The organism is Variovorax sp. 10L421 (genome assembly GCF_056395365.1).
In genome coordinates, this window is sequence record NZ_JBFTJJ010000002.1 from 122,817 (window position 1) to 145,738 (window position 22,922).

At 65.6% G+C, this 22,922-nt stretch carries 18 protein-coding genes and 4 tRNA genes; 9 read left to right on the forward strand and 13 right to left on the reverse strand.

What is annotated here, in order from left to right; translation table 11 throughout:
• Positions 1 to 82: 82 nt before the first annotated feature.
• Positions 83 to 2,080: an acetate--CoA ligase gene (gene acs, locus AC1DFC_RS04600; protein WP_478178721.1), complete on the reverse strand. Its 1,998-nt coding sequence runs from the start codon at positions 2,078 to 2,080 to the stop codon at positions 83 to 85.
• Positions 2,081 to 2,226: 146 nt separating this feature from the next.
• Between acs and AC1DFC_RS04605 the strand changes: the two genes are divergently transcribed.
• The gene (locus AC1DFC_RS04605; protein WP_007829761.1) at positions 2,227 to 2,862 is read left to right on the forward strand and encodes a YqhA family protein; all 636 of its coding nucleotides are present in this window, start codon (positions 2,227 to 2,229) and stop codon (positions 2,860 to 2,862) included.
• Here AC1DFC_RS04605 and AC1DFC_RS04610 read toward each other — a convergent pair.
• The gene (locus AC1DFC_RS04610) at positions 2,859 to 3,767 is read right to left on the reverse strand and encodes a LysR family transcriptional regulator (protein ID WP_042672848.1); all 909 of its coding nucleotides are present in this window, start codon (positions 3,765 to 3,767) and stop codon (positions 2,859 to 2,861) included. The two genes, AC1DFC_RS04605 and AC1DFC_RS04610, sit on opposite strands and share 4 nt — an antisense overlap.
• Positions 3,768 to 3,881: 114 nt before the next feature.
• Here AC1DFC_RS04610 and AC1DFC_RS04615 point away from each other — a divergent pair, with 114 nt between their 5' ends.
• Positions 3,882 to 4,499: an NAD(P)-dependent oxidoreductase gene (locus AC1DFC_RS04615; RefSeq protein WP_478178722.1), complete on the forward strand. Its 618-nt coding sequence runs from the start codon at positions 3,882 to 3,884 to the stop codon at positions 4,497 to 4,499.
• Between the two features lie 121 nt (positions 4,500 to 4,620).
• On the opposite strand, the gene fumC is transcribed toward AC1DFC_RS04615, so the two are convergent.
• Complete coding sequence (gene fumC, locus AC1DFC_RS04620; RefSeq protein WP_478178723.1) at positions 4,621 to 6,018, reverse strand: class II fumarate hydratase; 1,398 nt, start codon at positions 6,016 to 6,018, stop codon at positions 4,621 to 4,623.
• A 498-nt stretch (positions 6,019 to 6,516) separates the two neighbouring features.
• Between fumC and proV the strand changes: the two genes are divergently transcribed.
• Genes proV through AC1DFC_RS04650 form a run of 6 tightly spaced genes read left to right on the forward strand, consistent with a single transcriptional unit; the run spans position 6,517 to position 13,223 of the window.
• Positions 6,517 to 7,770, forward strand: coding sequence for a glycine betaine/L-proline ABC transporter ATP-binding protein ProV (proV, locus tag AC1DFC_RS04625; protein WP_478178724.1), 1,254 nt, complete (start codon positions 6,517 to 6,519; stop codon positions 7,768 to 7,770).
• 21 nt (positions 7,771 to 7,791) lie between these two features.
• A complete protein-coding gene (gene proW / locus AC1DFC_RS04630; RefSeq protein ID WP_478178725.1) occupies positions 7,792 to 8,952 on the forward strand; it encodes a glycine betaine/L-proline ABC transporter permease ProW in 1,161 nt (386 codons plus the stop codon).
• A gap of 23 nt (positions 8,953 to 8,975) precedes the next feature.
• Positions 8,976 to 9,980 carry a glycine betaine/L-proline ABC transporter substrate-binding protein ProX gene (gene proX / locus AC1DFC_RS04635; protein WP_413313860.1) on the forward strand — a complete coding sequence of 335 codons (1,005 nt, stop codon included), beginning with the start codon at positions 8,976 to 8,978 and terminating at the stop codon, positions 9,978 to 9,980.
• Positions 9,981 to 10,037: 57 nt separating this feature from the next.
• Entirely contained in the window at positions 10,038 to 11,591 is a 1,554-nt protein-coding gene (locus AC1DFC_RS04640; protein WP_007829775.1) for a fumarate hydratase, read from the forward strand.
• Positions 11,592 to 11,649: 58 nt separating this feature from the next.
• On the forward strand, positions 11,650 to 12,438 hold the full coding sequence (gene murI / locus AC1DFC_RS04645; protein WP_007829776.1) for a glutamate racemase: 789 nt from the start codon (positions 11,650 to 11,652) through the stop codon (positions 12,436 to 12,438).
• A 5-nt stretch (positions 12,439 to 12,443) separates the two neighbouring features.
• Positions 12,444 to 13,223, forward strand: coding sequence for a PA3715 family protein (locus AC1DFC_RS04650; RefSeq protein ID WP_007829777.1), 780 nt, complete (start codon positions 12,444 to 12,446; stop codon positions 13,221 to 13,223).
• A gap of 6 nt (positions 13,224 to 13,229) precedes the next feature.
• Here AC1DFC_RS04650 and AC1DFC_RS04655 read toward each other — a convergent pair whose 3' ends face one another.
• The 9 genes from AC1DFC_RS04655 to tig all read right to left on the reverse strand — a co-directional run bounded on the left by AC1DFC_RS04655 (position 13,230) and on the right by tig (position 21,555).
• The gene (locus tag AC1DFC_RS04655; protein ID WP_413313858.1) at positions 13,230 to 14,534 is read right to left on the reverse strand and encodes an MFS transporter; all 1,305 of its coding nucleotides are present in this window, start codon (positions 14,532 to 14,534) and stop codon (positions 13,230 to 13,232) included.
• A gap of 24 nt (positions 14,535 to 14,558) precedes the next feature.
• A complete protein-coding gene (locus AC1DFC_RS04660) occupies positions 14,559 to 15,191 on the reverse strand; it encodes a DUF6806 family protein (protein ID WP_007829779.1) in 633 nt (210 codons plus the stop codon).
• Positions 15,192 to 15,211: 20 nt separating this feature from the next.
• Positions 15,212 to 15,303 (reverse strand) — tRNA-Leu (locus AC1DFC_RS04665).
• A gap of 99 nt (positions 15,304 to 15,402) precedes the next feature.
• Positions 15,403 to 15,476 (reverse strand) — tRNA-Cys (locus AC1DFC_RS04670).
• Between the two features lie 63 nt (positions 15,477 to 15,539).
• Positions 15,540 to 15,615, reverse strand: a tRNA-Gly gene (locus AC1DFC_RS04675).
• 61 nt (positions 15,616 to 15,676) lie between these two features.
• Positions 15,677 to 18,118 (reverse strand): endopeptidase La, encoded by a 2,442-nt coding sequence (lon, locus tag AC1DFC_RS04680; RefSeq protein ID WP_413313857.1) that lies wholly within the window; start codon positions 18,116 to 18,118, stop codon positions 15,677 to 15,679.
• Between the two features lie 23 nt (positions 18,119 to 18,141).
• Positions 18,142 to 19,407: an ATP-dependent Clp protease ATP-binding subunit ClpX gene (gene clpX, locus AC1DFC_RS04685; RefSeq protein WP_007829783.1), complete on the reverse strand. Its 1,266-nt coding sequence runs from the start codon at positions 19,405 to 19,407 to the stop codon at positions 18,142 to 18,144.
• A gap of 110 nt (positions 19,408 to 19,517) precedes the next feature.
• Positions 19,518 to 20,126: an ATP-dependent Clp endopeptidase proteolytic subunit ClpP gene (gene clpP, locus AC1DFC_RS04690; RefSeq protein WP_007829785.1), complete on the reverse strand. Its 609-nt coding sequence runs from the start codon at positions 20,124 to 20,126 to the stop codon at positions 19,518 to 19,520.
• A 112-nt stretch (positions 20,127 to 20,238) separates the two neighbouring features.
• Positions 20,239 to 21,555 (reverse strand): trigger factor, encoded by a 1,317-nt coding sequence (tig, locus tag AC1DFC_RS04695; protein ID WP_007829791.1) that lies wholly within the window; start codon positions 21,553 to 21,555, stop codon positions 20,239 to 20,241.
• Between the two features lie 267 nt (positions 21,556 to 21,822).
• Between tig and AC1DFC_RS04700 the strand changes: the two genes are divergently transcribed.
• Positions 21,823 to 22,743: a hypothetical protein gene (locus AC1DFC_RS04700; protein WP_007829793.1), complete on the forward strand. Its 921-nt coding sequence runs from the start codon at positions 21,823 to 21,825 to the stop codon at positions 22,741 to 22,743.
• 83 nt (positions 22,744 to 22,826) lie between these two features.
• Here the strand turns inward: AC1DFC_RS04700 and AC1DFC_RS04705 are convergent.
• A tRNA-Leu gene (locus AC1DFC_RS04705) sits at positions 22,827 to 22,913 on the reverse strand.
• Positions 22,914 to 22,922: the final 9 nt, after the last annotated feature.

Here is a 22,922-nt window from a genome sequence, read left to right on the forward strand (position 1 = left end):
GGTGCTCCGGATGGTTTTACCTCAGCGAAGGGCCCGGTTCGGCGTGGATGGCCGCTTAAACGGCCATGTCCTACAGCACCGTTCAGTTGGTCTGTGACAACTGTTCCAGAATGGCCGGATTCTCAAGCGTCGAGGTGTCCTGCGTGATCGCCTCGCCCTTGGCGATGCTGCGCAGCAGGCGCCGCATGATCTTCCCGCTGCGCGTCTTGGGCAGGTTGTCGCCGAAGCGGATGTCCTTGGGCTTGGCGATGGGACCGATCTCCTTGGCCACCCAGTTGCGCAGTTCGTTGGCGATCTGCTTGGCTTCCTCGCCGGTCGGGCGGGCGCGTTTCAGCACGACGAAGGCGCACACGGCCTCGCCCGTCACGTCGTCGGGACGGCCGACCACCGCGGCTTCGGCCACGAGGTCGGTCTTGGACACGAGGGCCGACTCGATCTCCATCGTGCCCAGGCGGTGGCCCGACACGTTCAGCACGTCGTCGATGCGGCCCGTGATGCGGAAGTAGCCGCGGTCGGCGCTGCGCACCGCACCGTCGCCGGCCAGGTAGATGGTGCCGCCCATTTCCTCGGGGAAATAGCTCTTCTTGAAGCGCTCGGGATCGTTCCAGATGGTGCGGATCATCGAGGGCCACGGCCGCTTGATGACCAGCATGCCACCGGCGCCGTTGGGCAGGTCCTTGCCGGTCTCGTCGACGATGGCGGCCATGATGCCCGGCAGCGGCAGCGTGCACGAGCCCGGCACCAGCGGCGTGGCGCCCGGCAGCGGCGTGATCACATGGCCGCCGGTCTCGGTCTGCCAGAAGGTGTCGACGATCGGGCAGCGCTCGCCGCCGATATTGCGGTGGTACCACATCCAGGCTTCGGGATTGATGGGCTCACCGACCGAGCCGAGGATGCGCAGGCTCGTCAGGTCCCAGTTCTTCGGATGCACCTTCTCGTCGCCCTCGGCCGCCTTGATGAGCGAGCGGATCGCGGTGGGCGCCGTGTAGAACACCGACACCTTGTGCTTCTCGATCATCTGCCAGAAGCGGCCCGCATGCGGGAAGGTAGGAATGCCCTCGAACACCACCTGCGTGGCGCCGGCCGCGAGCGGGCCGTAGGCGACGTACGTGTGGCCGGTGATCCAGCCGATGTCGGCGGTGCACCAGAACACGTCTTCGGGGCGGATGTCGAAGGTCCAGTCCATCGTGAGCCTGGCCCACAGCAGGTAGCCGCCGGTGGCGTGCTGAACGCCCTTGGGCTTGCCGGTGGAGCCCGAGGTGTAGAGGATGAAGAGCGGGTGCTCGGCATTCACCGGCACCGGGGCGCATTCGGTGCCCTGCCCTTTCAGCGCCTCGGCAAAGGTCTTGTCGCGGCCTTCGACGCGCGTCCATGCGGTGGGCGTGCGCTCGTAGACGAACACGGTCTTGATCGATTCGCAGCCGCCCAGCGCGATGCCGTCGTCCACGATGGCCTTGAGCGGCAGTTCCTTGCCGCCGCGCATCTGGTAGTTGGCCGTGATGACCGCCACCGCGCCCGCATCGATGATGCGCTCCTGCAGCGCCTTGGCCGAGAAGCCGCCGAACACCACGCTGTGGGTGGCGCCGATGCGCGCGCAGGCCTGCATGGCGATCACGCCCTCGACCGTCATCGGCATGTAGATGACGACGCGGTCGCCCTTCTGGATGCCCGCGGCCTTCAGCGCGTTGGCGAACTGGCTCACGCGGGCCAGCAGCTCCTTGTAGGTGACGTTGGTGACGGTGCCGTCGTCGGCTTCGAAGACGATGGCGGTCTTGTTCTCGACCGGGGTGCCCATGTGCCTGTCGAGGCAGTTGGCGCTGGCGTTGAGCTCGCCGTCGCCGAACCATTCGTAGAACGGGGCCTTCGATTCGTCCAGCGTCTTCGTGAAGGGCTTGGTCCATTGCAGGTTGCCCTTGGCCAGGCGGGTCCAGAACCCTTCGAAGTCCTCCTCGGCCTCCTTGCACAGGGCCTCGTAGGCGGCCATGCCGGAGATGCGGGCGCCTTCGGTGGCGCGGGCGTCAGGGGGAAACACACGGTTCTCGACGAGGACGGATTCAATGTTCTTCGATGCGCTGCTCATGCTTTTTGTCTCCTGGAAGGTGCGGCCGTAATGTCGGTGGCCGCACTTACGGGTCACTGACGGGTTCGATGTTAGTTCGCAGGGTTATCACGAGTACGACACAGGGGCACACCTAGAATCCGCGGTCTTTCATCTCTCGCCCGCCAATGTCCGCTACCGATCCTTTCGACACCCGGAACCCGCCCGTACCAGCCCGTGGTTCGCCGCTGCGCCCCCTGCCCAAGCTGATTTTCGCGAGCCGCTGGCTGCAGTTGCCGCTCTACCTGGGCCTGATCGTGGCGCAGGCGGTGTACGTGGTGCACTTCCTGGTCGAGCTGCTGCACCTGGTCGAAGCCGCCTTCGGCAGCCAGGATGCGCTGCAGGCGCTGATCACCAGCATCGGCTACAAGACCACGGCGCCGGTGGGCACGCTCAACGAGACGGTGATCATGCTGGTGGTACTCGCGCTGATCGACGTGGTGATGATCTCGAACCTGCTGATCATGGTGATCGTGGGTGGCTACGAGACCTTCGTGAGCCGCATGGACCTCGAAGGCCACCGCGACCAGCCCGAATGGCTGAGCCACGTGAACGCCTCGGTGCTCAAGGTGAAGCTGGCCACCGCCATCATCGGCATCAGCTCGATTCACCTGCTGAAGACCTTCATCAACGCGGACAACTACACCGACCGCGTGCTGATCGCGCAGACCGCGATCCACATCGCCTTCCTGTTCTCGGCCATGGCCATCGCCTATACCGACAAGCTGATGAACGAAGCCGCAGCCGCCAACACGCACCACTAAGGCGTGTCCCAGGCCGGCGTTTCAGTGAAGCGCGCGGCCAGGAAATCGAGCATCGTGCGCAGCGTGGCCGGCATGTGCTTGCGCGAGGCATATACCGCGTACATGCCCACCACCTGCGGCTCGAAATCGCCGAAAAGCCGCACCAGTTCCCCTTCCTGCAGCAGTGGCGCCGCCAGATAGGTCGGCAGCATCGCGATGCCTGCCCCGGCCCGGGCCAGGCACATCAGGCTGGCTGCATCGTTGGCCGAGACATTGCCGCCCACGGCCACCGAGGCCGGCTCCCCCGTGCCCTTGCGCGTGAAATTCCAGAGGCTGCGCCCGAAGTACGAATGCGTGAGGCAATTGCGCTGCGCCAGCTCTTCCACGCGCAGCGGCTGGCCGTGCTCCTTCAGGTACGCCGGTGACGCGCACACGACCGAGCGGCAGTCGGTGAGCCGGCGCGCGATCAGGTTGGGGTCGATCTCCGCGGCCACGCGAATGGCCAGGTCGATGCGCTCGTCGACCAGGTTCACGGCCCTGTCGAGCAGCACCAGGTCGACAGCCACACCCGGGTAGAGCCGCACGTAGTCGGCCACCGCATCGGCCAGTTGCGCCTGCGCGAACGAGGTGCTGGCCGTGATGCGCAACTGCCCACGCGGCGCCTCGGCCGGATGCCGCACCGCGGCCTGCATGTCGCCGGTGAGCTCGAGCACCTGGCGGCAGCGCGGCAGCAGTTCTTCGCCAGCGGCTGTGAGGCTCAGCCGGCGCGTCGTGCGGTGCAGCAGGCGCGCACCGGTCCATTGCTCCAGCTCGGCCACGTAGCGCGTGACGACCGGCCGGGACAGGTCGAGCTTGTCGGCCGCGGCCGAAAGGCTGCCCGAATCGACCACGTTCACGAACACGCGCATTGCATTCAATCGGTCCATTTGAACGATTTTAGGAATAAACAAGCGCGCAAATCGAGGTATTTCTTTCGAAAACAGAAACCTAAGATGCGATTCATTTCATCCGATCCTTTCGATCTTTCACAGGAGTCCCTCATGAGCCACATCGCCATCATTGGAGCCACCGGACGCGCCGGCGGCCGCCTTCTCGAAGAAGCCCTGCGCCGCGGCCACACGGTCACTGCCATCGCGCGCAAGGCCAGCGCCAAGCTGGCGGGCCGCGCCAACGTGAAGGCCGTCGACCTCGACGTGCTCGACGGCGCCGCGCTCGAGAAAGCCCTGGCCGGCCATGACGCCGTGTTCAGCGCCGCGCACTTCTCCACCGTGCCGCCTGCGGCCATCATCGAACCCGTGAAGCGCGCGGGTGTGAAGCGCCTGCTGGTGGTCGGCGGCGCCGGCAGCCTGTTCGCGGCGCCCGGCCTGAGGGTGATCGATACGCCGAACTTCCCCGACGCCTACCGCGCCGAAGCCTCGGCCGGCGGCGTGTTTCTCGAGGCGCTGCGCAACGAGAAGGAACTCGACTGGACCTTCCTGTCGCCCTCCGCCGAGTTCGTCGAAGGCGAGCGCACGGGCAAGTTCCGCCTGGGCAAGGACGACTTGCTTGTGAGCGCCGAAGGCCGCAGCTGGATCACGTTCGAGGACTACGCAATCGCGTTCATCGACGAGCTCGAAAAGCCGGCGCACTCGCGCCAGCGCTACGCCATCGGGTATTGAAGCTCGCCCCCAAGGCTGCGCGCACTTCGTGTCGCTTTGCCAACCCCCTACCGGGGGCGGGCCGGCCGCTTCGGGCGGCCGTGCGCGGCGGTCCCCGCGAATGACGGCCCCCACCACGGCATCAGCGGCCGGTCATGTTCTCCGGCACCACCCACTGATCGAACTGCTCGGCCGTGAGGTGGCCGGATGCAATTGCCGCCTCGCGCAGGCTCGTGCCTTCCTTGTGCGCCTTCTTCGCGATGTACGCCGACTTGTCGTAGCCGATGTGCGTGTTCAGCGCCGTCACCAACATCAGCGAGCGCTGCACCAGCTCCGTGATGCGTTCACGATTCGGCTCGATGCCCACGGCGCAGTGGTCGTTGAAGCTCACCATGCCGTCGGCCAGCAGGCGCACGCTCTGCAGGAAGTTGTGCGCCACCATCGGGCGGAACACGTTCAGTTCGAAGTTGCCCGAGGCGCCGCCGATGTTGATGGCCACGTCGTTGCCGAACACCTGTGCGGCGAGCATCGTGACGGCTTCGCTCTGGGTCGGGTTGACCTTGCCCGGCATGATCGACGAGCCGGGTTCGTTCTCCGGGATGCTCAGTTCGCCGATGCCGCTGCGCGGGCCGCTGGCCAGCCAGCGCACGTCGTTGGCGATCTTGTTCATGCTGGCGGCCAGCGTCTTGAGTGCGCCGTGGGCGTGTACCAGCGCGTCGACGCTGGCCATGGCTTCGAACTTGTTCGGCGCGGTGACGAAAGGCAGGCCCGTGAGCTTGGCCAACTCGGCGGCCACCTTTTCGGCATAACCCTTGGGCGCATTGAGCCCGGTGCCGACGGCCGTGCCGCCCAGCGCCAGTTCGCACAGGTGCGGCAACGCGGCACGCACATGCGCCTCGCCGTGCGCCAGTTGCGCCACGTAGCCCGAGAACTCCTGGCCCAGCGTGAGGGGCGTGGCGTCCTGCAGGTGGGTGCGGCCGATCTTCACAATGTCGGCGAAATCCTTGGCCTTCTGGTCGAGTGTGCCGCGCAGCTTGGCGATGGCCGGCAGCAGCTTGTGCGTGATGGCCTCGACGGCGGCCACGTGCATTGCGGTGGGAAACACGTCGTTGCTCGACTGGCTGCGGTTGACGTCGTCGTTCGGGTGCACGAGGCGCCCTTCCCCGCGTTCGCCGCCGAGGATTTCGCTCGCCCGGTTGGCCAGCACCTCGTTGACGTTCATGTTGGTCTGCGTGCCCGAGCCGGTCTGCCAGACCACCAGCGGGAACTCGCCCGAGTGCTTGCCGGCGATGACTTCATCGGCCGCTGCCACGATGGCGTTCGTCTTCTTCTGGTCCTGCAGGCCCAGCGCGTGGTTGACCACGGCCGACGCGCGCTTCACCTGGGCCAGCGCCTTGATGATCTCGCGCGGCTGCTGCTCACCGGAGATGTCGAAGTTCTGCAGCGAGCGCTGCGTCTGCGCACCCCACAGCTTGTCGGCCGGCACGTCGATCGGTCCAAAGGTATCGCGCTCGGCACGGGTCTTGGGGGAAGTCGTCATGGTGAAAAAGCTCCGCAGTCTTGGATGGTCGCGCCGCCTGATCGGGCGCGAGGCCGAGTATCGGCCAATAAGAATAGCTCGCATCTGACGGGGCCATTGGGCCGCCGCCGACATTACGTTACGCCCGTTGGGTTGACTCGCGTCATGTCAAAAAGTTATAATCATGAGCTTCAGACGACCAACAAGTCATGTTGATCGGCCCTGCACTACTCGCGGATCTCCGAATCCCGTCGCGGTGCAAGGTTCTCCCCGCCGGGCCCTGCCCGGCAAACCGGCCGGATCGTTTCCGGCCCCACTGCCACGCCACCTTTCGGCGGGCACTGGTTTCGTCGCCACGTCGTCTTCAGTGCCTGTCGGCAGCCCCAGAGGCTCGCCGGGCCATTGCACGCGTTTTCCTCACGCGCTCTCTGTTCGGACAGTCCCATCGGCTGATGGCGTGACCGTTGCCGTCCTCCGGGGCGGTGCTGTGTCCAACCTTCACACAAGGAGCCCCGGCATATGGCCAAAGGAATTCTCATCGACCATGTTTTCAAGGTGTTCGGCGACGCGCCCGGGCAGGCCCTGGAACTCGTGCGGCAAGGTTTCTCGAAGAAGGAAATCCTCGCCGAGACAGGCCAGTCGATCGGCGTGTTCGATGCCACCTTCGAGATCCAGGCCGGCGAGATCTTCGTGATCATGGGCCTCTCGGGATCGGGCAAGTCGACGCTGGTGCGCCTGTTGAACCGGTTGATCGAGCCGACCGCCGGCCGCATCGTGATCGATGGCGCCGACATCAACGAGCACTCCGACGCCAAGCTGCGCGCGCTGCGCCGCAAGGACATCAGCATGGTGTTCCAGTCGTTCGCGCTGATGCCGCACATGACGGTGCGCGAGAACACCGCCTTCGGCCTCGAACTGTCGGGCACGAGCAAGAAAGAGCGGCTCGCGCAGGCCGATCAGGCGCTCGCGCAAGTAGGCCTTGCAGGCTGGGGCGACAGCTATCCCGATGAGCTTTCCGGCGGCATGCAGCAGCGCGTGGGACTGGCGCGCGCGCTGGCCTCGGACCCGTCGATCCTGCTGATGGACGAGGCCTTCTCGGCGCTCGACCCGATCATCCGCACCGAGATGCAGTCGGAGCTGCTGCGACTGCAGAAGGAACAGCGCCGCACCATCGTCTTCATCTCGCACGACCTGGATGAAGCGATGCGCATCGGCGACCGCATCGCGATCATGAAGGACGGCCAGGTGATCCAGGTCGGCACGCCCGACGAGATCCTGCGCAGCCCCGCCGACGATTACGTGCGCAGCTTCGTGCGCGGCGTGGATGCGGCGGCGGTGTTCAAGGCAGCGGACATCGCGCGCAAGTCGCTCACCGTCGTGTGCGAGCACCCCGAGCGCGGTGCGCGCGCGGCGCTCAAGGTGCTGGAAGACCAGGACCGCGACTTCGCCTACGTGACCAGCCCGAACAGGCGCTACCTCGGCGTGGTGTCGGCGGACACGCTGCGCAGCGCGCTCGATGGGCATTCGGGTCCGCTGGGGCTGCAGCACGCGTTCCTCGACGACCTGCCGCGCATCGACGCCGAAGCCCCCGTGGCGGGCCTGATCGGCCAGCTCGCGCAGGCACCGTGCGCGCTGCCGGTGGTGGCCAGCGACGGCCGCTTCTGCGGTGCGATCAGCAAGACGACGCTTCTCAAGTTCCTCGACCGCGACACGCCGCCGATCGAGCCCGTCTTGCCCAACGCCGCCCCCGCGCTCGCCGCCGAGCCGCACTGAATTCACGGAGGACCTTGAACGATGAACGACAACACACTTCCTTCCGACCTGGGCACGCCGGTGCTGGACACGCCCGCAGCCCCCACCTTCGTCGATCCGTGGGAAGCACTCTCAGCCGCGCCCGACACCTCTGCCACCAGCGCCTGGCTCGATGCCCCTGTCGACACGGCCCACCAGCTGGCCGGATCGGCCAATGCCGCGACTGACGGCTTCCAGCTGCACCGCCTCTGGGACGGTTCCTTGCCCGTCGAATCCTGGATCAACCAGGGCCTCGGCTGGGTGGTGGAACATTTCCGGCCCTTCTTCCAGACCGTGCGCCTGCCCATCGACAGCACGCTGAACTGGGTCCAGGGCCTGCTCACCGGCTTGCCCACGCTGGCGATGATCGCGTTGATCGGCCTCTTCGCCTGGCAGTTCGCCGGCCGCGCGCTGGCCGTCGGCACCACGGTCGCGCTGCTGCTCGTGGCGATGCTGGGCATCTGGCCCGAAGCCATGGTGACGCTGTCGCTGGTGCTGACCTCGCTCGTGTTCTGCATGTTCATCGGCCTGCCGCTGGGCGTGCTGCTGGCCAGCAGCGACCGGGCCCAGCGCCTCATGCGCCCGCTGCTCGACGCCATGCAGACCACGCCAGCATTCGTGTACCTCGTGCCGGTGGTGATGCTGTTCGGCATCGGCAACGTGCCGGGCGTGATCGTGACGATCATCTTCGCGCTGGCGCCGCTGGTGCGCCTGACCAGCCTGGGCCTGCGCCAGGTGCGGCCCGACCTCATCGAGGCCGCGCGCGCCTACGGCGCTTCGCCATGGCAGATGCTGGTGAAGGTGCAACTGCCGTTGGCCATGCCGTCGATCATGGCGGGCATCAACCAGGCGCTGATGCTGTCGCTGTCGATGGTGGTGATCGCCTCGATGATCGCCGTGGGCGGCCTGGGCCAGATGGTGCTGCGCGGCATCGGCCGGCTCGACATGGGCCTGGCGACGGTCGGCGGCCTGGGCATCGTGCTGCTGGCGATTTCGCTCGACCGGCTGACGCAGGCGATGGGCAAGTCGCGCCGCAGCGCGGGTCGCCGCTGGTGGCACACCGGGCCGGCCGGCTTCTCGCTGCGCGTGCTGCAGCGCTTGCTGGGCACGCCGTCGCGCGGTGCGAACGCGCCTGTTCCCGCCTTGTCCACGCAAGCGCAATGACCCGCCACGGAGGAATTCAACGCATGAAGAAAACCACTTTCATCGCACGCAGCTTTCTGGCCCTCGGCTTCGTCGCCTTCGGCATGGCCGCGCAAGCCGCCAACGACCTCCCCGGCAAGGGCGTGACCGTGCAGCCGCTCAAGAGCTCGCTCGCCGAGGAGGCGTTCCAGACGCTGCTGGTGATGCGCGCGCTCGAAAAGCTCGGCTACACGGTCGAGCCCATGAAAGACCTGGAGCCCGCCACCGAACACCTCGCCATCGCCAACGGCGACGCCACCTTCATGGCCAACCACTGGAGCCTGCTGCACGCCGACTTCTACAAGAACAGCGGCGGCGACGCCAAGCTGTGGCGCAGGGGCGTGTACTCCGACGGCGCGGTGCAGGGCTACCTGATCGACCGCAAGACAGCCGAGCAATACAACATCACCAACATCGCGCAGCTCAAGGACCCGGCCATTGCGAAGCTGTTCGACACAGACGGCGACGGCCGTGCCGACCTGACAGGCTGCAACCCCGGCTGGGGCTGCGAACTCGCGATCGAAAAACACCTGACGGCCTATCAGCTGCGCGACACCGTCACGCACAAGCAGGGCAGCTATGCCGCGCTGATGGCCGACACCATCGCCCGCTTCAGGCAGGACAAGCCGGTGCTGTACTACACCTGGACGCCCTACTGGGTGAGCGCCGTGCTGCGTCCGGGCGCGGACGTGGTGTGGCTGCAGGTGCCGTCCTCTTCGTCGCAGGGCGACGGCGCCGACACGCGGTTGCCCAACGGCAAGAACTACGGCTTCCAGGCCAACCAGGAGCAGATCGTCGCCAACCGGGCTTTCGTCGAGAAGAACCCCGCGGCCGGCAGGCTGTTCGAGGTGATGAAGCTGCCGATCGGCGACATCAATGCCCAGAACCTGCGCATGAGCCAGGGCGCCAATACCCAGCAAGACCTGGAGCGGCACACCGATGGTTGGATCAAGGCGCATCGGCCGCTGTTCGACGGCTGGATCGAGGAAGCCCGGGCGGCGGCGAGGTAGGCGCGCCGGCTGAGATAATCGGGGGGCGTTCCACACTCCAAAAAACACCCCCCCACCATGACGACCACGATCCAGCAGGCCGACCTGATCGAATCGATCAGCGCCGCGCTGCAGTACATCAGCTACTACCACCCCGCCGACTACATCGCCCATTTGGCCCGCGCCTACGAGCGCGAGCAGAGCCCCGCGGCCAAGGACGCCATCGCGCAGATCCTGACCAACAGCAAGATGAGCGCCACGGGCCACCGCCCGATCTGCCAGGACACCGGCATCGTCAACGTGTTCCTCAAGGTGGGCATGGACGTGCGCTGGGGCGGCTTCACCGGCAGCCTGGACGACGCCATCAACGAAGGCGTGCGCCGCGGCTACAACCACCCCGACAACACGCTGCGCGCCTCGGTCGTGGCCGATCCGCAGTTCGACCGCAAGAACACCAAGGACAACACGCCCGCGGTGATCTTCACCGAGATCGTTCCCGGCAACACCGTCGAAGTGACGGTCGCGGCCAAGGGCGGCGGCAGCGAGAACAAGAGCAAGCTGGTCATGCTGAACCCCGGCGACAGCGTGGTCGACTGGGTGCTCAAGACCGTGCCGACCATGGGCGCCGGCTGGTGCCCGCCGGGCATGCTGGGCATCGGCATCGGCGGCACGGCCGAGAAGGCCGCGCTGATGGCCAAGGAAAGCCTGATGGACGACCTCGACATGCACGAGCTGCAGGCCAAGAAGAAGTCGGGCGCCGAACTCAGCAAGGTCGAGGCGCTGCGCATCGAGCTGTACGAGAAGGTCAACGCGCTGGGCATCGGTGCGCAGGGCCTGGGCGGCCTGGCCACCGTGCTCGACGTCAAGATCCAGATGTACCCGACGCACGCGGCCAGCAAGCCAGTGGCGATGATCCCCAACTGCGCGGCCACCCGCCATGCACACTTCGTGATGGACGGCAGCGGCCCGGTGTACCTCGATCCGCCGTCGCTCGACCTGTGGCCCAACGTCAACTGGGCACCCGACGAAAAGAAGAGCAAGCGCGTCGACCTCGACAAGCTCACGCCCGCCGAAGTGGCGAGCTGGAAGCCCGGCGACACCCTGCTGCTCAACGGCAAGATGCTCACCGGCCGCGATGCCGCGCACAAGCGCATCCAGGACATGCTGGCCAAGGGCGAGAAGCTGCCGGTGGACTTCACCAACCGCGTCATCTACTACGTCGGCCCGGTCGATCCGGTCGGCGATGAAGCCGTGGGCCCCGCCGGCCCCACCACCGCCACGCGCATGGACGGCTTCACCGAGATGATGCTGGCCCAGACCGGCCTGATCGCGATGATCGGCAAGGCCGAGCGCGGCCCCGTCGCCATCGAGGCGATCAAGAAGCACAAGAGCGCCTACCTCATGGCTGTGGGCGGCGCCGCCTACCTCGTGAGCAAGGCCATCAAGACCGCCAAGGTGGTGGGCTTCGCCGACCTGGGCATGGAAGCGATCTATGAATTCGACGTGGTCGACATGCCCGTGACGGTGGCGGTCGATGCCGGCGGCACCAGCGCGCACATCACCGGCCCTGCCGAGTGGCAGAAGCGCATCGCCAGCGGCGAGTTCAAGACCATCATGATGGAAGAAGCTTGAGCGCCGCTCGGCCGCCCGCAGGCGCTCGCACCGCAGTGCGCAGCACGGAGGTTTCCGAGTGACCGCTGTAGGCGTCTTCGACAGCGGGGTCGGCGGCCTCAGCGTGCTGGCCGCGCTGAGGGCCGAGCTGCCGCAGGAGAACTTCGTCTACTTTGCCGATACGGCCTATGCGCCGTACGGCGAGCGCGGGGACGCCTACGTGATCGAGCGCTCGCGCTCGGTGGTCGAGCATCTGCGGCGCGAGCATGCAGTCAAGGCGCTCGTGGTGGCTTGCAACACAGCCACCACGGCCGCCATCCACTTGCTTCGGGCCGAGCATCCCGACCTGCCCATCGTGGGGCTGGAGCCCGGCCTCAAGCCCGCGGTGTCGGCCAGCCGCACCGGACGCGTGTCAGTGATGGCCACGCGAGGCACCCTGGCCAGTGCCAAGTACGCGGCCCTGCGCGCTTCGTTCGCCGGATCGGCAGACGTACGCTCCGTGCCGTGCGACGGGCTCGTGAAGGCCATCGAAGGCTTCGACGCTGCGGGTATCGCGGCGCTGTGCGAGCGCTACATGAAAGAGGCCGGGCCTTTCGGCGACGGCCCCGATGGTGTCGACACCGTGGTGCTGGGCTGCACCCACTACCCGCTCGTGAAAGACGAATTGAGCCGGCATGCACCGGCGACGCTGCGCTTCATCGACACCGGCGTGCCGGTCGCGCAGCAGGCGCGGCGCCTGCTCGCGTCGGCAGGTCGACTCGCGGATGGCGGCGTCGGCAGCCTGCTGCTGCAAAGCAGCGGCAACGTCGCCGTGCTCGAAGCGGCGGCCGCCCGCTGGCTCGGGCTTCCCACGGCCACCGAAGCCTGACCTCGATGCGCCTGCTGCGCCACGCCGCTCTACTCTTCTGCCTCTCGGCCGCCGGGCTGAGCCACGCGGCCTGCGAAAGCGGACTGGCCGAGCGCATGCACGCCAAGCTGCATCCCCACCGGCCGCTCGACGAGCGGCTCGCGGCCTGCAAGGTCTGGCCGGCTTTTCCGGGGCGCAGCATCGTCGTGCTGCCCATGCCGCGCGAAACGACCGACCACGGCGCCAAGGTCTTCGATCTCGAGATCCTGCTGATCCAGCGCCCCGACAACGGCAACACCGAACGCGACACCGTCATCGCCCGGCTCCTCCAGCCCGAGGCGCTCGACGAGGACGCCACCACCTCGATCCAGGACATCCGCATCGACACCTCGCGCTACGTGCTGTCGCCCGAGGCCCGCGCCTTCGGCCTGCGCGTGCGCTACCGCGGCAGCAACGCGCCCGGCAGCCCGCTGGCCAGCGAAACCGTGCGGCTCTACGTGCACCATGGCAAGCAGTTGCGCGAGGTTCTGCAGGAGATTGAGCTGGACCACGACCATGGTGGATGGGACGCCACCTGCACCGGCCACTTCGACAAGCTGCGCACCATGTTGTCCGTCGGCAAGGGCAGCAGCAACGGCCTTGCCGACCTGCAGCTGTCGCGTACGCTGCTGCAAAGCCGCGCGCAGGAGCAGGAAGACCAGGGCTGCGTGGAAAAGGCATTGCCCCCGAAATTCAACACCGTCACGCTGCGCTACGACGGCGAGCGTTTCAAGGTGCCGAAGTCGCTTCGCCAGCAGGTGCCCTGAACGCCTTCAGGCCGGGCTGCGAAGAGCGGCGGCGCGGCCCCGCTCCATGCGGATTGGCAACAGGAGCAGCAACCCCGCCACGAACAGTACCGCCGTCGAGAGAATCGCGATGCGCTGGTTGCCGCCCGTCATCCAGGTGATCGCGCCGAAGCTCAGCGGACCGATGATGCTGGCGAGCCGGGTCGCGAAGGTCCAGAGCCCGAAGAACTCCGCGAGCTGCTTCGGCGGCGCCAGATAGCCCGTCATGGCACGGCCGGCCGACTGGCTCGATCCCATGGCCAGCCCCGCAATGGCGGCCGCCCACCAGAAGCCGCCCTTGGTCGTCACCAAGGCGGCGATCACGCAGACCGCGATCCAGGCGACCAGCGTGGCGGCCAGCGAAATCTTGTGGCCGATGCGGTCCTGGATGTAGCCGAAGCCGAAGGCGCCCAGCGCCGCCGCGATGTTGAGCACGAAGATCAGCACCATGGTCTCGCTCGCGACGAAGCCGATCACCTGCTCCGCGTAGATCGCAGCAAGCGTGATGGCGACCGCCACGCCGCCCTGGTAGCAGACCGTGCAGGCCAGCAGCCACATGAAGTCGCGATAGGCCCTGGCCTGGCGGTATGTGGCGCGCAGTTGCTGCCATGCACCGAGTTCGGCATCTGCAGTTCGAGGCTGCGCACGTTCGGGCAACAGCACGAAGGTGGCGCAGGCGGCCGCGCCGTAGATGGCTGCCGTGATGAGCATCGTGACCGGGACGAAGTGCGCCGCCGGCAAACCCTTCGATTGCGACCACAGCACATAGGCCAGGCAGATGCCCAGGGCCAGCATGCCGCCGACATAGCCGAAGGCCCAGCCCCACCCGCTCACCTTGCCCATGCCCTCGGCCGTGGCGAGTTCGGGCAGGAAGGCACCCGTGAGGGACTCGCCATAGGAATAGAAGGCGTTGGAAACGATCACCAGCCCCATCGCCAGCGCAACGCCGAAAGCACCCGAGAAGCCGGGCGTGATTGCAAGCGCTGCCGTTGCGAGGACGCAGCCGACGGTCGCGAAGACGAGCACCCGCTTCTTGGCCGCGCGCAAGTCGGCCCAGGCGCCGATGGCCGGCATCGTGAGCATCACGATGGCATAGGAGACGCTGAGCGCGGCCGTCCATGCGAAGGCGGCCCAGGGCGCGCCCCTGGCGATGCCGCCCACGAAGTAGGCCGCAAACACTGCCGTGATGACGACCGTGGTGTAGCCCGAATTGGCGAAGTCGTACATCGCCCAGCCGAACACCTCGCGCTTGCGTACCCCTGGGCGCAGCGCGGAGGCGGGAAACAGGGCCACGAGGCCTTGTCTATGAAGAGTGGATCAATGCAGGTGGCGCGGACGGCGGCCGCCGCCGTGGCCACCGCCGCTGCCGGGACCGCCCGTGCCGCGCGGACGCTTGCCGATCTCGAGCGAGTTCACGAGCGCGTCGAAACGGTCGCTGAAGAGGCGGTCGATCTCGGAGACCACGCCACCCAGTTCGGCGCCGTCGAAGTGGCGCTCCATGAGATTGACGACGTCTTCCACCAGCAGATCGCGCTGCACCTGCATGATTGCTGCCGGGTTCGGGCCGACGAACAGCATCAGGAAGTCGTCGCGTGATTCTTCCTCGGGGTCGCCCTCTTCCTCGTCGAAGTCGGTGTCGTAGAAGGTGACCTCGATGGCCGCACCGCGCTCGGAGAGCTCGTTCAGGGCCATGCACATCTCGTCGAGGGCCTGGCGGAAGTCTTCATCGCCGGGCACGGTCCAGCACATCTGCAGCGTGTGGTCCTTCTGCTCGAAGCGGATTCCGGGCTCTTCTTCGTAGGTGCTGGTGGCACCGTCGGCCAGCGATTTGGCGCCGGCGTACTTCCAGAGGGGCTTGAGCGCCTCCTGGATCTGGTCGAAGGTCACGTCCGAACGCAGCGGCACGTCGCCGTGCACATGGATCTCAAATGGAGCGTTGTAGCGAGGCATCGAATGCTCCCTTGTAAGTGTGGTACCCGGAACGGGGGTCGAACCCGTATGCCCCGATTAAGGAAGCGGCGGATTTTAAGTCCGATGTGTCTACCAATTTCACCATCCGGGCGTCAGGTTGAACATCGACGATAACCCAAACAAAACAAGCCCCGGCAACATGGGTTGGCGGGGCTTGGTCGTCGGGGTCGAATCGAGTTGAACGAGAAGGTGGAGGCGCGACCCGGAGTCGAACCGGGCTAGACGGATTTGCAATCCGTTGCATAACCGCTTTGCTATCGCGCCACGCAGAAATACGAAATCGACCTAGCGAAAAAAAGGGAAGCTGCTGCTTCCCTTTTTCAAAACTGGAGCGGGAAAAGAGTCTCGAACTCTCGACCTCAACCTTGGCAAGGTTGCGCTCTACCAACTGAGCTATTCCCGCGTTTCGAGCCTCGAATTATATATCAGTTTTTCGAGCCTCCACAAGTTTTGCGATCAACCAGTCAGTGCTTGACCGAACCTTCCGCGGCGGGTGCCGCCGCGCGCTGCTTGGCCAGTTCGGCCACGGCAGCAGCAGATGCAGCCACCTCTTCGTCGGACAGCGGCTCGGGCATCTTCTCGAGCGCGATCTCGAGGACCTTGTCGATCCACTTCACGGGCACGATCTCGAGGCCGTTCTTCACGTTCTCTGGGATGTCCTGCAGGTCCTTGGCGTTTTCCTCCGGGATCAGCACGGTCTTGATGCCACCGCGCAGTGCCGCCAGCAGCTTTTCCTTCAGGCCGCCGATAGCGGTGACCTCGCCGCGCAGCGTGATCTCGCCGGTCATCGCGACGTCGCCGCGCACGGGGATGCCCGTGAGCGCCGACACGAAGGCCGTCGTCATCGCCGCGCCCGCGCTCGGGCCGTCCTTCGGCGTCGCGCCATCTGGCACGTGGATATGGATGTCGCGCTTCTCGAACACCTCGTCCTTGATGCCCAGGCGGCGCGAGCGGCTGCGCACCACGGTGCGTGCAGCCTCGACCGATTCCTTCATCACGTCGCCCAGCGAACCGGTGCGGCTGATCACACCCTTGCCGGGCATGGTCACGGCTTCGATCGTCAGCAGGTCGCCGCCGACTTCGGTCCACGCAAGGCCGACCACCTGGCCGACCTGGTTCTGCTTCTCCGCGAGGCCGAAGCTGTACTTGCGCACGCCGAGAAACTCGTTGAGGTTCTTGCCGTCGACCGTGACCTTGGGCGTGAGTTGCTTGAGCAGCAGGCCCTTCACCACCTTGCGGCAGATCTTGGACAGTTCGCGCTCGAGCGAACGCACGCCAGCTTCACGCGTGTAGTAGCGCACGATGTCGCGCACGGCCTCTTCGGTGACGAAGAGCTCGTCGTCCTTCACGCCGTTGTTCTTCATCTGCTTGGGCAGCAGGTACTTGATCGCGATGTTGGTCTTCTCGTCCTCGGTATAGCCCGAGAGGCGGATGACCTCCATGCGGTCGAGCAGCGCCGGCGGGATGTTCATCGAGTTCGAGGTGGCGACGAACATCACGTCGCTCAGGTCGAAGTCGACTTCCACATAATGGTCGCCGAAGGTGTGGTTCTGCTCGGGGTCGAGCACCTCGAGCAACGCGCTCGACGGGTCGCCGCGGAAGTCGGTGCCCAGCTTGTCGATTTCGTCGAGCAGGAACAGCGGATTGCGCGTGCCGATCTTGCTCAGGCCCTGCAGCACCTTGCCCGGCAGCGCGCCGATGTAGGTGCGGCGATGGCCGCGGATCTCGGCTTCGTCGCGCATGCCGCCCAGCGCCATGCGGGTGTACTTGCGGCCGGTCGCTTTCGCGATCGACTGCCCCAGCGAGGTCTTCCCGACACCCGGTGGGCCCACGAGGCACAGGATGGGTGCCTTCACCTTGTCTACGCGCTGCTGCACCGCGAGATATTCAAGGATGCGATCCTTGACCTTCTCGAGGCCATAGTGGTCGGCATTGAGCACCGCCTCGGCATTGGCGAGGTCGTGCTTGATCTTGGTCTTCTTGCTCCAGGGCAGGCCGATCAGCACGTCGATGTAGTTGCGCACCACGGTGGCTTCGGCCGACATGGGCGACATGAGCTTGAGCTTCTTGAGTTCGCCTTCGGCCTTCTTCAGGCCTTCCTTGGACATCTTGGCGAGCTTGATCTTCTTCTCGATCTCCTCGATGTCCGCGCCCTCTTCGCCTTCGCCGAGCTCCTTCTGGATGGCCTTGACCTGCTCGTTGAGGTAGAAGTCGCGCTGGTTCTTCTCCATCTGGCGCTTCACGCGGCCACGGATCTTCTTGTCGACGTTGAGGATGTCGACCTCGCGCTCGAGCTGCCCGAACAGATTCTCCAGGCGTGCCTTGACGTCGTCGAGGTCAAGCACGGCCTGCTTGTTGTCGAGCTTGAGCGGCAGATGGGCGGCGATGGTGTCCGCGAGGCGGCCCGGATCGTCGATGCTCGAAATCGAAGTGAGGATCTCGGGCGGGATCTTCTTGTTCAGCTTGACGTACTGGTCGAACTGCTGCATCACCGCGCGGCGCAGCGCCTCGACCTCGGTGCCCTTCTCGCCGCCTTCGGGCGCCACGACGGGCGTCACGTTGGCCGAGAAGTGCGTCTCGCCGTCATCGATGCGGTTCACGCGTGCGCGCTGCTGGCCTTCGACCAGCACCTTCACGGTGCCGTCGGGCAGCTTGAGCATCTGCAGGATGGTCGAGACGCAGCCGACTTCGAACATGTCCTCGACCGAGGGCTCGTCCTTGGCGGCGGCCTTCTGCGCCACCAGCATGATGCGGCGCTCCGCCTCCATGGCAAGTTCGAGTGCCTTGATGCTCTTGGGGCGTCCCACGAAGAGCGGGATCACCATGTGGGGAAACACCACGACGTCGCGCAGCGGCAGCAGCGGCAGGTCGAGGGCTTCGGAAGGCAGAGGGGTGTGGCCAGACATGCAGATCCTTCGGGTCTTTGGCTTTAGGCCTTTTTCGCCGCTTCGCGGTACACGAGCAGCGGGGGCTTGTTTTCGTCGATGGTCGATTCCTCGACCACCACCTTGTCGACATTGGTCGCGTTCGGCAATTCGAACATGGTGTCGATCAGCGACTGTTCAAGGATCGAGCGCAGGCCGCGTGCGCCGGTCTTGCGGGCCAGCGCCTTGCGTGCGATCGCCTTGAGCGCCGCCGGACGGATCTCCAGATCCACGCCTTCCATCTGCAGCAGCTTGGTGAACTGCTTCACCACCGCGTTCTTCGGCTCGGTCAGGATCTGGACCAGCGCGTCCTCGCTGAGTTCCGCGAGCGATGCGACCACGGGCATCCGGCCCACCAGTTCGGGAATCAGGCCGAACTTGATCAGGTCTTCAGGCTCGACTTCGCGGAACACCTCGGTGATGCTGCGCTGGGCCTTGCTCTTGACCGCGGCGCCGAAGCCGATACCCGAGGCCTCGGTGCGGTTTTCGATGACCTTCTCCAGGCCCGCGAACGCACCGCCGCAGATGAACAGGATGTTGGTCGTGTCGATCTGCAGGAAGTCCTGGTTCGGGTGCTTGCGCCCGCCTTGCGGCGGCACGCTGGCCATCGTGCCTTCGATGAGCTTGAGCAGCGCCTGCTGCACGCCCTCGCCCGACACGTCGCGCGTGATCGAGGGGTTGTCGGACTTGCGCGAGATCTTGTCGATCTCGTCGATGTAGACGATGCCGCGCTGGGCGCGCTCGACCTCGTAGTTGCAGCTCTGCAGCAGCTTCTGGATGATGTTCTCGACGTCCTCGCCCACGTAGCCGGCTTCGGTCAGCGTGGTGGCGTCGGCCATCACGAAAGGCACGTCGAGCATGCGCGCGAGCGTCTGCGCCAGCAGCGTCTTGCCCGAGCCCGTAGGGCCGATCAGCAGGATGTTGCTCTTGCTGAGCTCGACGTCGTCGCCCTTGGCCTTTTCCTTGTGGCGCAAGCGCTTGTAGTGGTTGTAGACGGCCACCGACAGCATGCGCTTGGCCGGCTCCTGGCCGATCACGTAGTTGTCGAGGTTGGTCTTGATCTCGAGCGGCGTCGGCAGGTCGCTGCGTGCTTCACGCGCTTCTTCGCCCGCGGGGAGCTCGTCGCGGATGATCTCGTTGCAAAGGTCGATGCACTCGTCGCAGATGAAGACCGAAGGGCCCGCGATCAGCTTCTTGACCTCGTGCTGGCTCTTGCCGCAGAACGAGCAATAAAGCGTTTTTTCGCTGGAGGAGCCTTTTTTATCGGCCATGGACTTTTGCCTCGTTACAGGGTAGGGACAATGATAACTAAACAAAAACGGCGTTTCCCGTGTGGAAAACGCCGTTTTTTGCCTTTTGCGCCACAGGGCGCCGGACAGTTTTAACCGCGCTTGGCGACGACCTGGTCGACCAGACCGTATTCCTTGGCCTCGTCGGCCGTCAGGAAATAGTCGCGTTCGGTGTCGGTCTTGACTTTTTCCAGCGGCTGGCCGGTACGTTCGGCCAGGATGCGGTTCATCTGGTCCTTGGTGCGCAGGATGTCGCGCGCATGGATCTCGATGTCGGTGGCCTGGCCGCGTGCGCCGCCAAGCACCTGGTGGATCATGATCTTCGAGTTGGGCAGCGAGAAGCGCTTGCCCTTCTCGCCGGCCGCCAGCAGGAAGGCGCCCATGCTGGCCGCGAAGCCGAGGCACATGGTCGACACGTCGGGCTTGATGAACTGCATGGTGTCGTAGATCGCCATGCCGGCGCTCACGCTGCCGCCCGGAGAGTTGATGTAGAACGAAATGTCCTTGTCCGGGTTCTCGCTCTCGAGGAACAGCAGCTGCGCCACGACGAGGTTGGCCGTCTGGTCGTTGACCTCGCCCACCAGGAAAATGATGCGCTCCTTGAGGAGGCGCGAATAGATGTCATAGGACCGCTCGCCGCGGCCCGATTGCTCGATGACCATCGGGACCATGCCGAGGCCTTGGATTTCCTGTGCGCTCATGAATTTGCTCTCCGAGAAATGGAATCGTTCGCTGTTTCTGAACTGTACGCCTGAGTGAAATGGGGCTCGTGCCGCAAAGCACAAGCCCCATTGGCGTTACCGTAGCGGCGGATCAACCCTGCTGCTGCGCCATCAGCTCGTCGAACGACACCGACTTTTCGTTGACCTTGGCCTTGCCCAGGACGAAATCGGTCACGTTGTTCTCGATGACCACGGCTTCGACTTCCGCCAGGCGGTTGTTGTCGCTGAAGTACCAGCGCACCACGTCGGCCGGCTTTTCGTAGCTGGCGGCCAGCTCGTCGATGTGGGCCTTGATCTGCTCGGGCTTGGCCTGCAGGTTGTTGGCGCGCACCAGTTCGGCGACCACCAGGCCCAGGCGCACGCGGCGCTCGGCTTGCGGGCGGAACACTTCGTCGGGGATCGGAGCCTTGTCGGCGTCCTTGATGCCGCGCTGCTTCAGTTCGGCGCGGGCGCCTTCGACCATGCGGTTGACTTCCGACTGCACGCTGGCGTTCGGCAGGTCGAGCTCGGCATTGGCCACCAGGGCGTCCATCACGGCGTTCTTGTTGCGCGCCAGCAGGCGGAACTTCACTTCGCGCTCGAGGTTGCGCTTGATGTCGGCGCGCAGGCCTTCGACGGTGGCTTCGGCAATGCCGAGCGACTTGGCCAGTTGTTCGTTGACTTCGGGCAAGTGCGAGGCTTCGATCTTCTTCAGGGTGACCATGAAGTCGGCCTGCTTGCCGGCCACGTCCTTGCCGTGGTAATCGGCTGGGAACGACAGCGGGAAGGTGCGGCTGTCGCCGGCCTTCATGCCGCGCACGGCGTCTTCGAATTCCTTCAGCATCTGGCCTTCGCCGACCACGAATTGGAAGTCTTCGGCCTTGCCGCCCTGGAAGGGCTCGCCGTCGATCTTGCCTTCGAAGTCGACGGTCACGCGGTCGTCGTCCTGCGCAACGGCGTCTTGCGCGCGCTGGGCGAAGGTGCGGCGCTGCTTGCGCAGGATGTCGAGCGTCTTGTCGATGGCTTCGTCGCCCACTTCGGCCGAGAGCTTCTCGACTTCGGCGCCGGTCAGGTCGTTGATCTTGACTTCGGGGAACACCTCGAACACCGCGTCGAAGGCCAGCTCGCCTTCGGGCGACTCTTCCTTCTCGGTGATGCGGGGCTGGCCGGCCACGCGCAGCTTGGCTTCGTTGGCGGCTTGCGAGAAGGCCTCGCCGACCTTGTCGTTCATGACTTCGTAGTGCACCGAATAGCCATAGCGCTGGGCCACCACGTTCATCGGCACCTTGCCGGGACGGAAGCCGTCCATCTTGACGGTGCGCGCGAGCTTCTTGAGGCGCGAATCGACTTCGTTCTGGATGGTGCCGACCGGCAGGGTCAGCGTGATCTTGCGTTCGAGCTTCTCGAGAGTTTCAACGGTCACGGTCATGATGTCTTCCTGGTAAGGGGGCCGGTGCGCGGGGCCTGCATCTTTTTTATCAATACAGATCAAGGACTTACACGCGCTGGCGGGATTTATGCGGAGGCACGCACGTGCCGCCTGCAAAACTGGGCAACCCAGGATTCTAATCCGCCGGGAAAGCGGGTTTTCACGGGGGCCTGGCGCGGCGCGAACGATGGTCAGGCTTGACCAATATTCCAGCCGTAAAGTCAGTTCCGATTCGTCCCCTCTCCATAGGAACGCACAGGAAAAATCATGCTTCAGCGACTGTTCGCCGCCCTCGCCTTCACCCTTGTCGTGGCATTCGGCATGCCCTCGTTGGCACAGGCGAAGGCCGATTCGCCCACTCCGGCCGAGCCCACCATCCAGCAGATCTACGAGGCCGCGAACGGCGGCAGGATGGCCGAGGCCGACACCATGATCGCAAAGGTACTGAAGGACCACCCCAAAAGCGCCAAGGCCCATTTCGTCCAGGCCGAACTGCTCGCAGCGCAAGGCAAGTTCGACGGCGCGCGAAGCGCGCTGGCCCAGGCGAAGGCGCTCGCGCCCGACCTGTCTTTCGCCAAGCCCGAGGCCGTCGAGCGGCTCACGAGCAAGCTCGACAAGCCCGCCGCCGCACCGGCCCGGACCGAACCCGCGCGCATGAGCACACCAGCCCCGGCCCCGCCGCAGACCGAAGCCAAGAGCGGCTCGACGCCATGGCTGCCGATCGCGCTCGTGGGCTTGCTGGTCGCGGGTTACCTCGCCTTCCGTCGCCGGGTGGCGCCGCCTGTGGCCCAAGCTCCGTCGTACGGCCCTGCAGCGGGCGCACCAGGCGCTGGATACGGAAGCTACGCGCCGGGCGGCAACTGGACGCCCGCGGCCCCACCCACAGCCGCTCCCGGCATGGGCCTGGGCTCGGCRCTGGCCACCGGTGCGGCGGTGGGCGTAGGCGCGGTGGTGGCCCAGGAGGCCGTGCGCCACTGGATGAACAACCGGTCGGACAACACCGACCGGAACGACACTTCTCACATCGCAGACAGCGGCAACGCAGAGATGGGCCGCAGCCTCTGGCCTTCTTCCTCGCCCTCCGCCGACCAGGCGCCCGAACGCATCGTCGACAACGACTTCGGCATCACCGATACCGGTTCGTGGGATGACGGGGGCAGCAGCGACGGCGACAACAGCGACTGGTGAAGACGCGCAAAAAAGAAAAAGCCCCCGTCTCTCTCGAAACGGGGGCTTCGTCAATGCCCGATGGAACGGGCTACTCGGCAGGCTGGTGCGCGGGGCCGGACTCGAACCGGCACGTTCTTGCGAACGTCAGGACCTAAACCTGGTGCGTCTACCAATTTCGCCACCCGCGCAATGCCAAT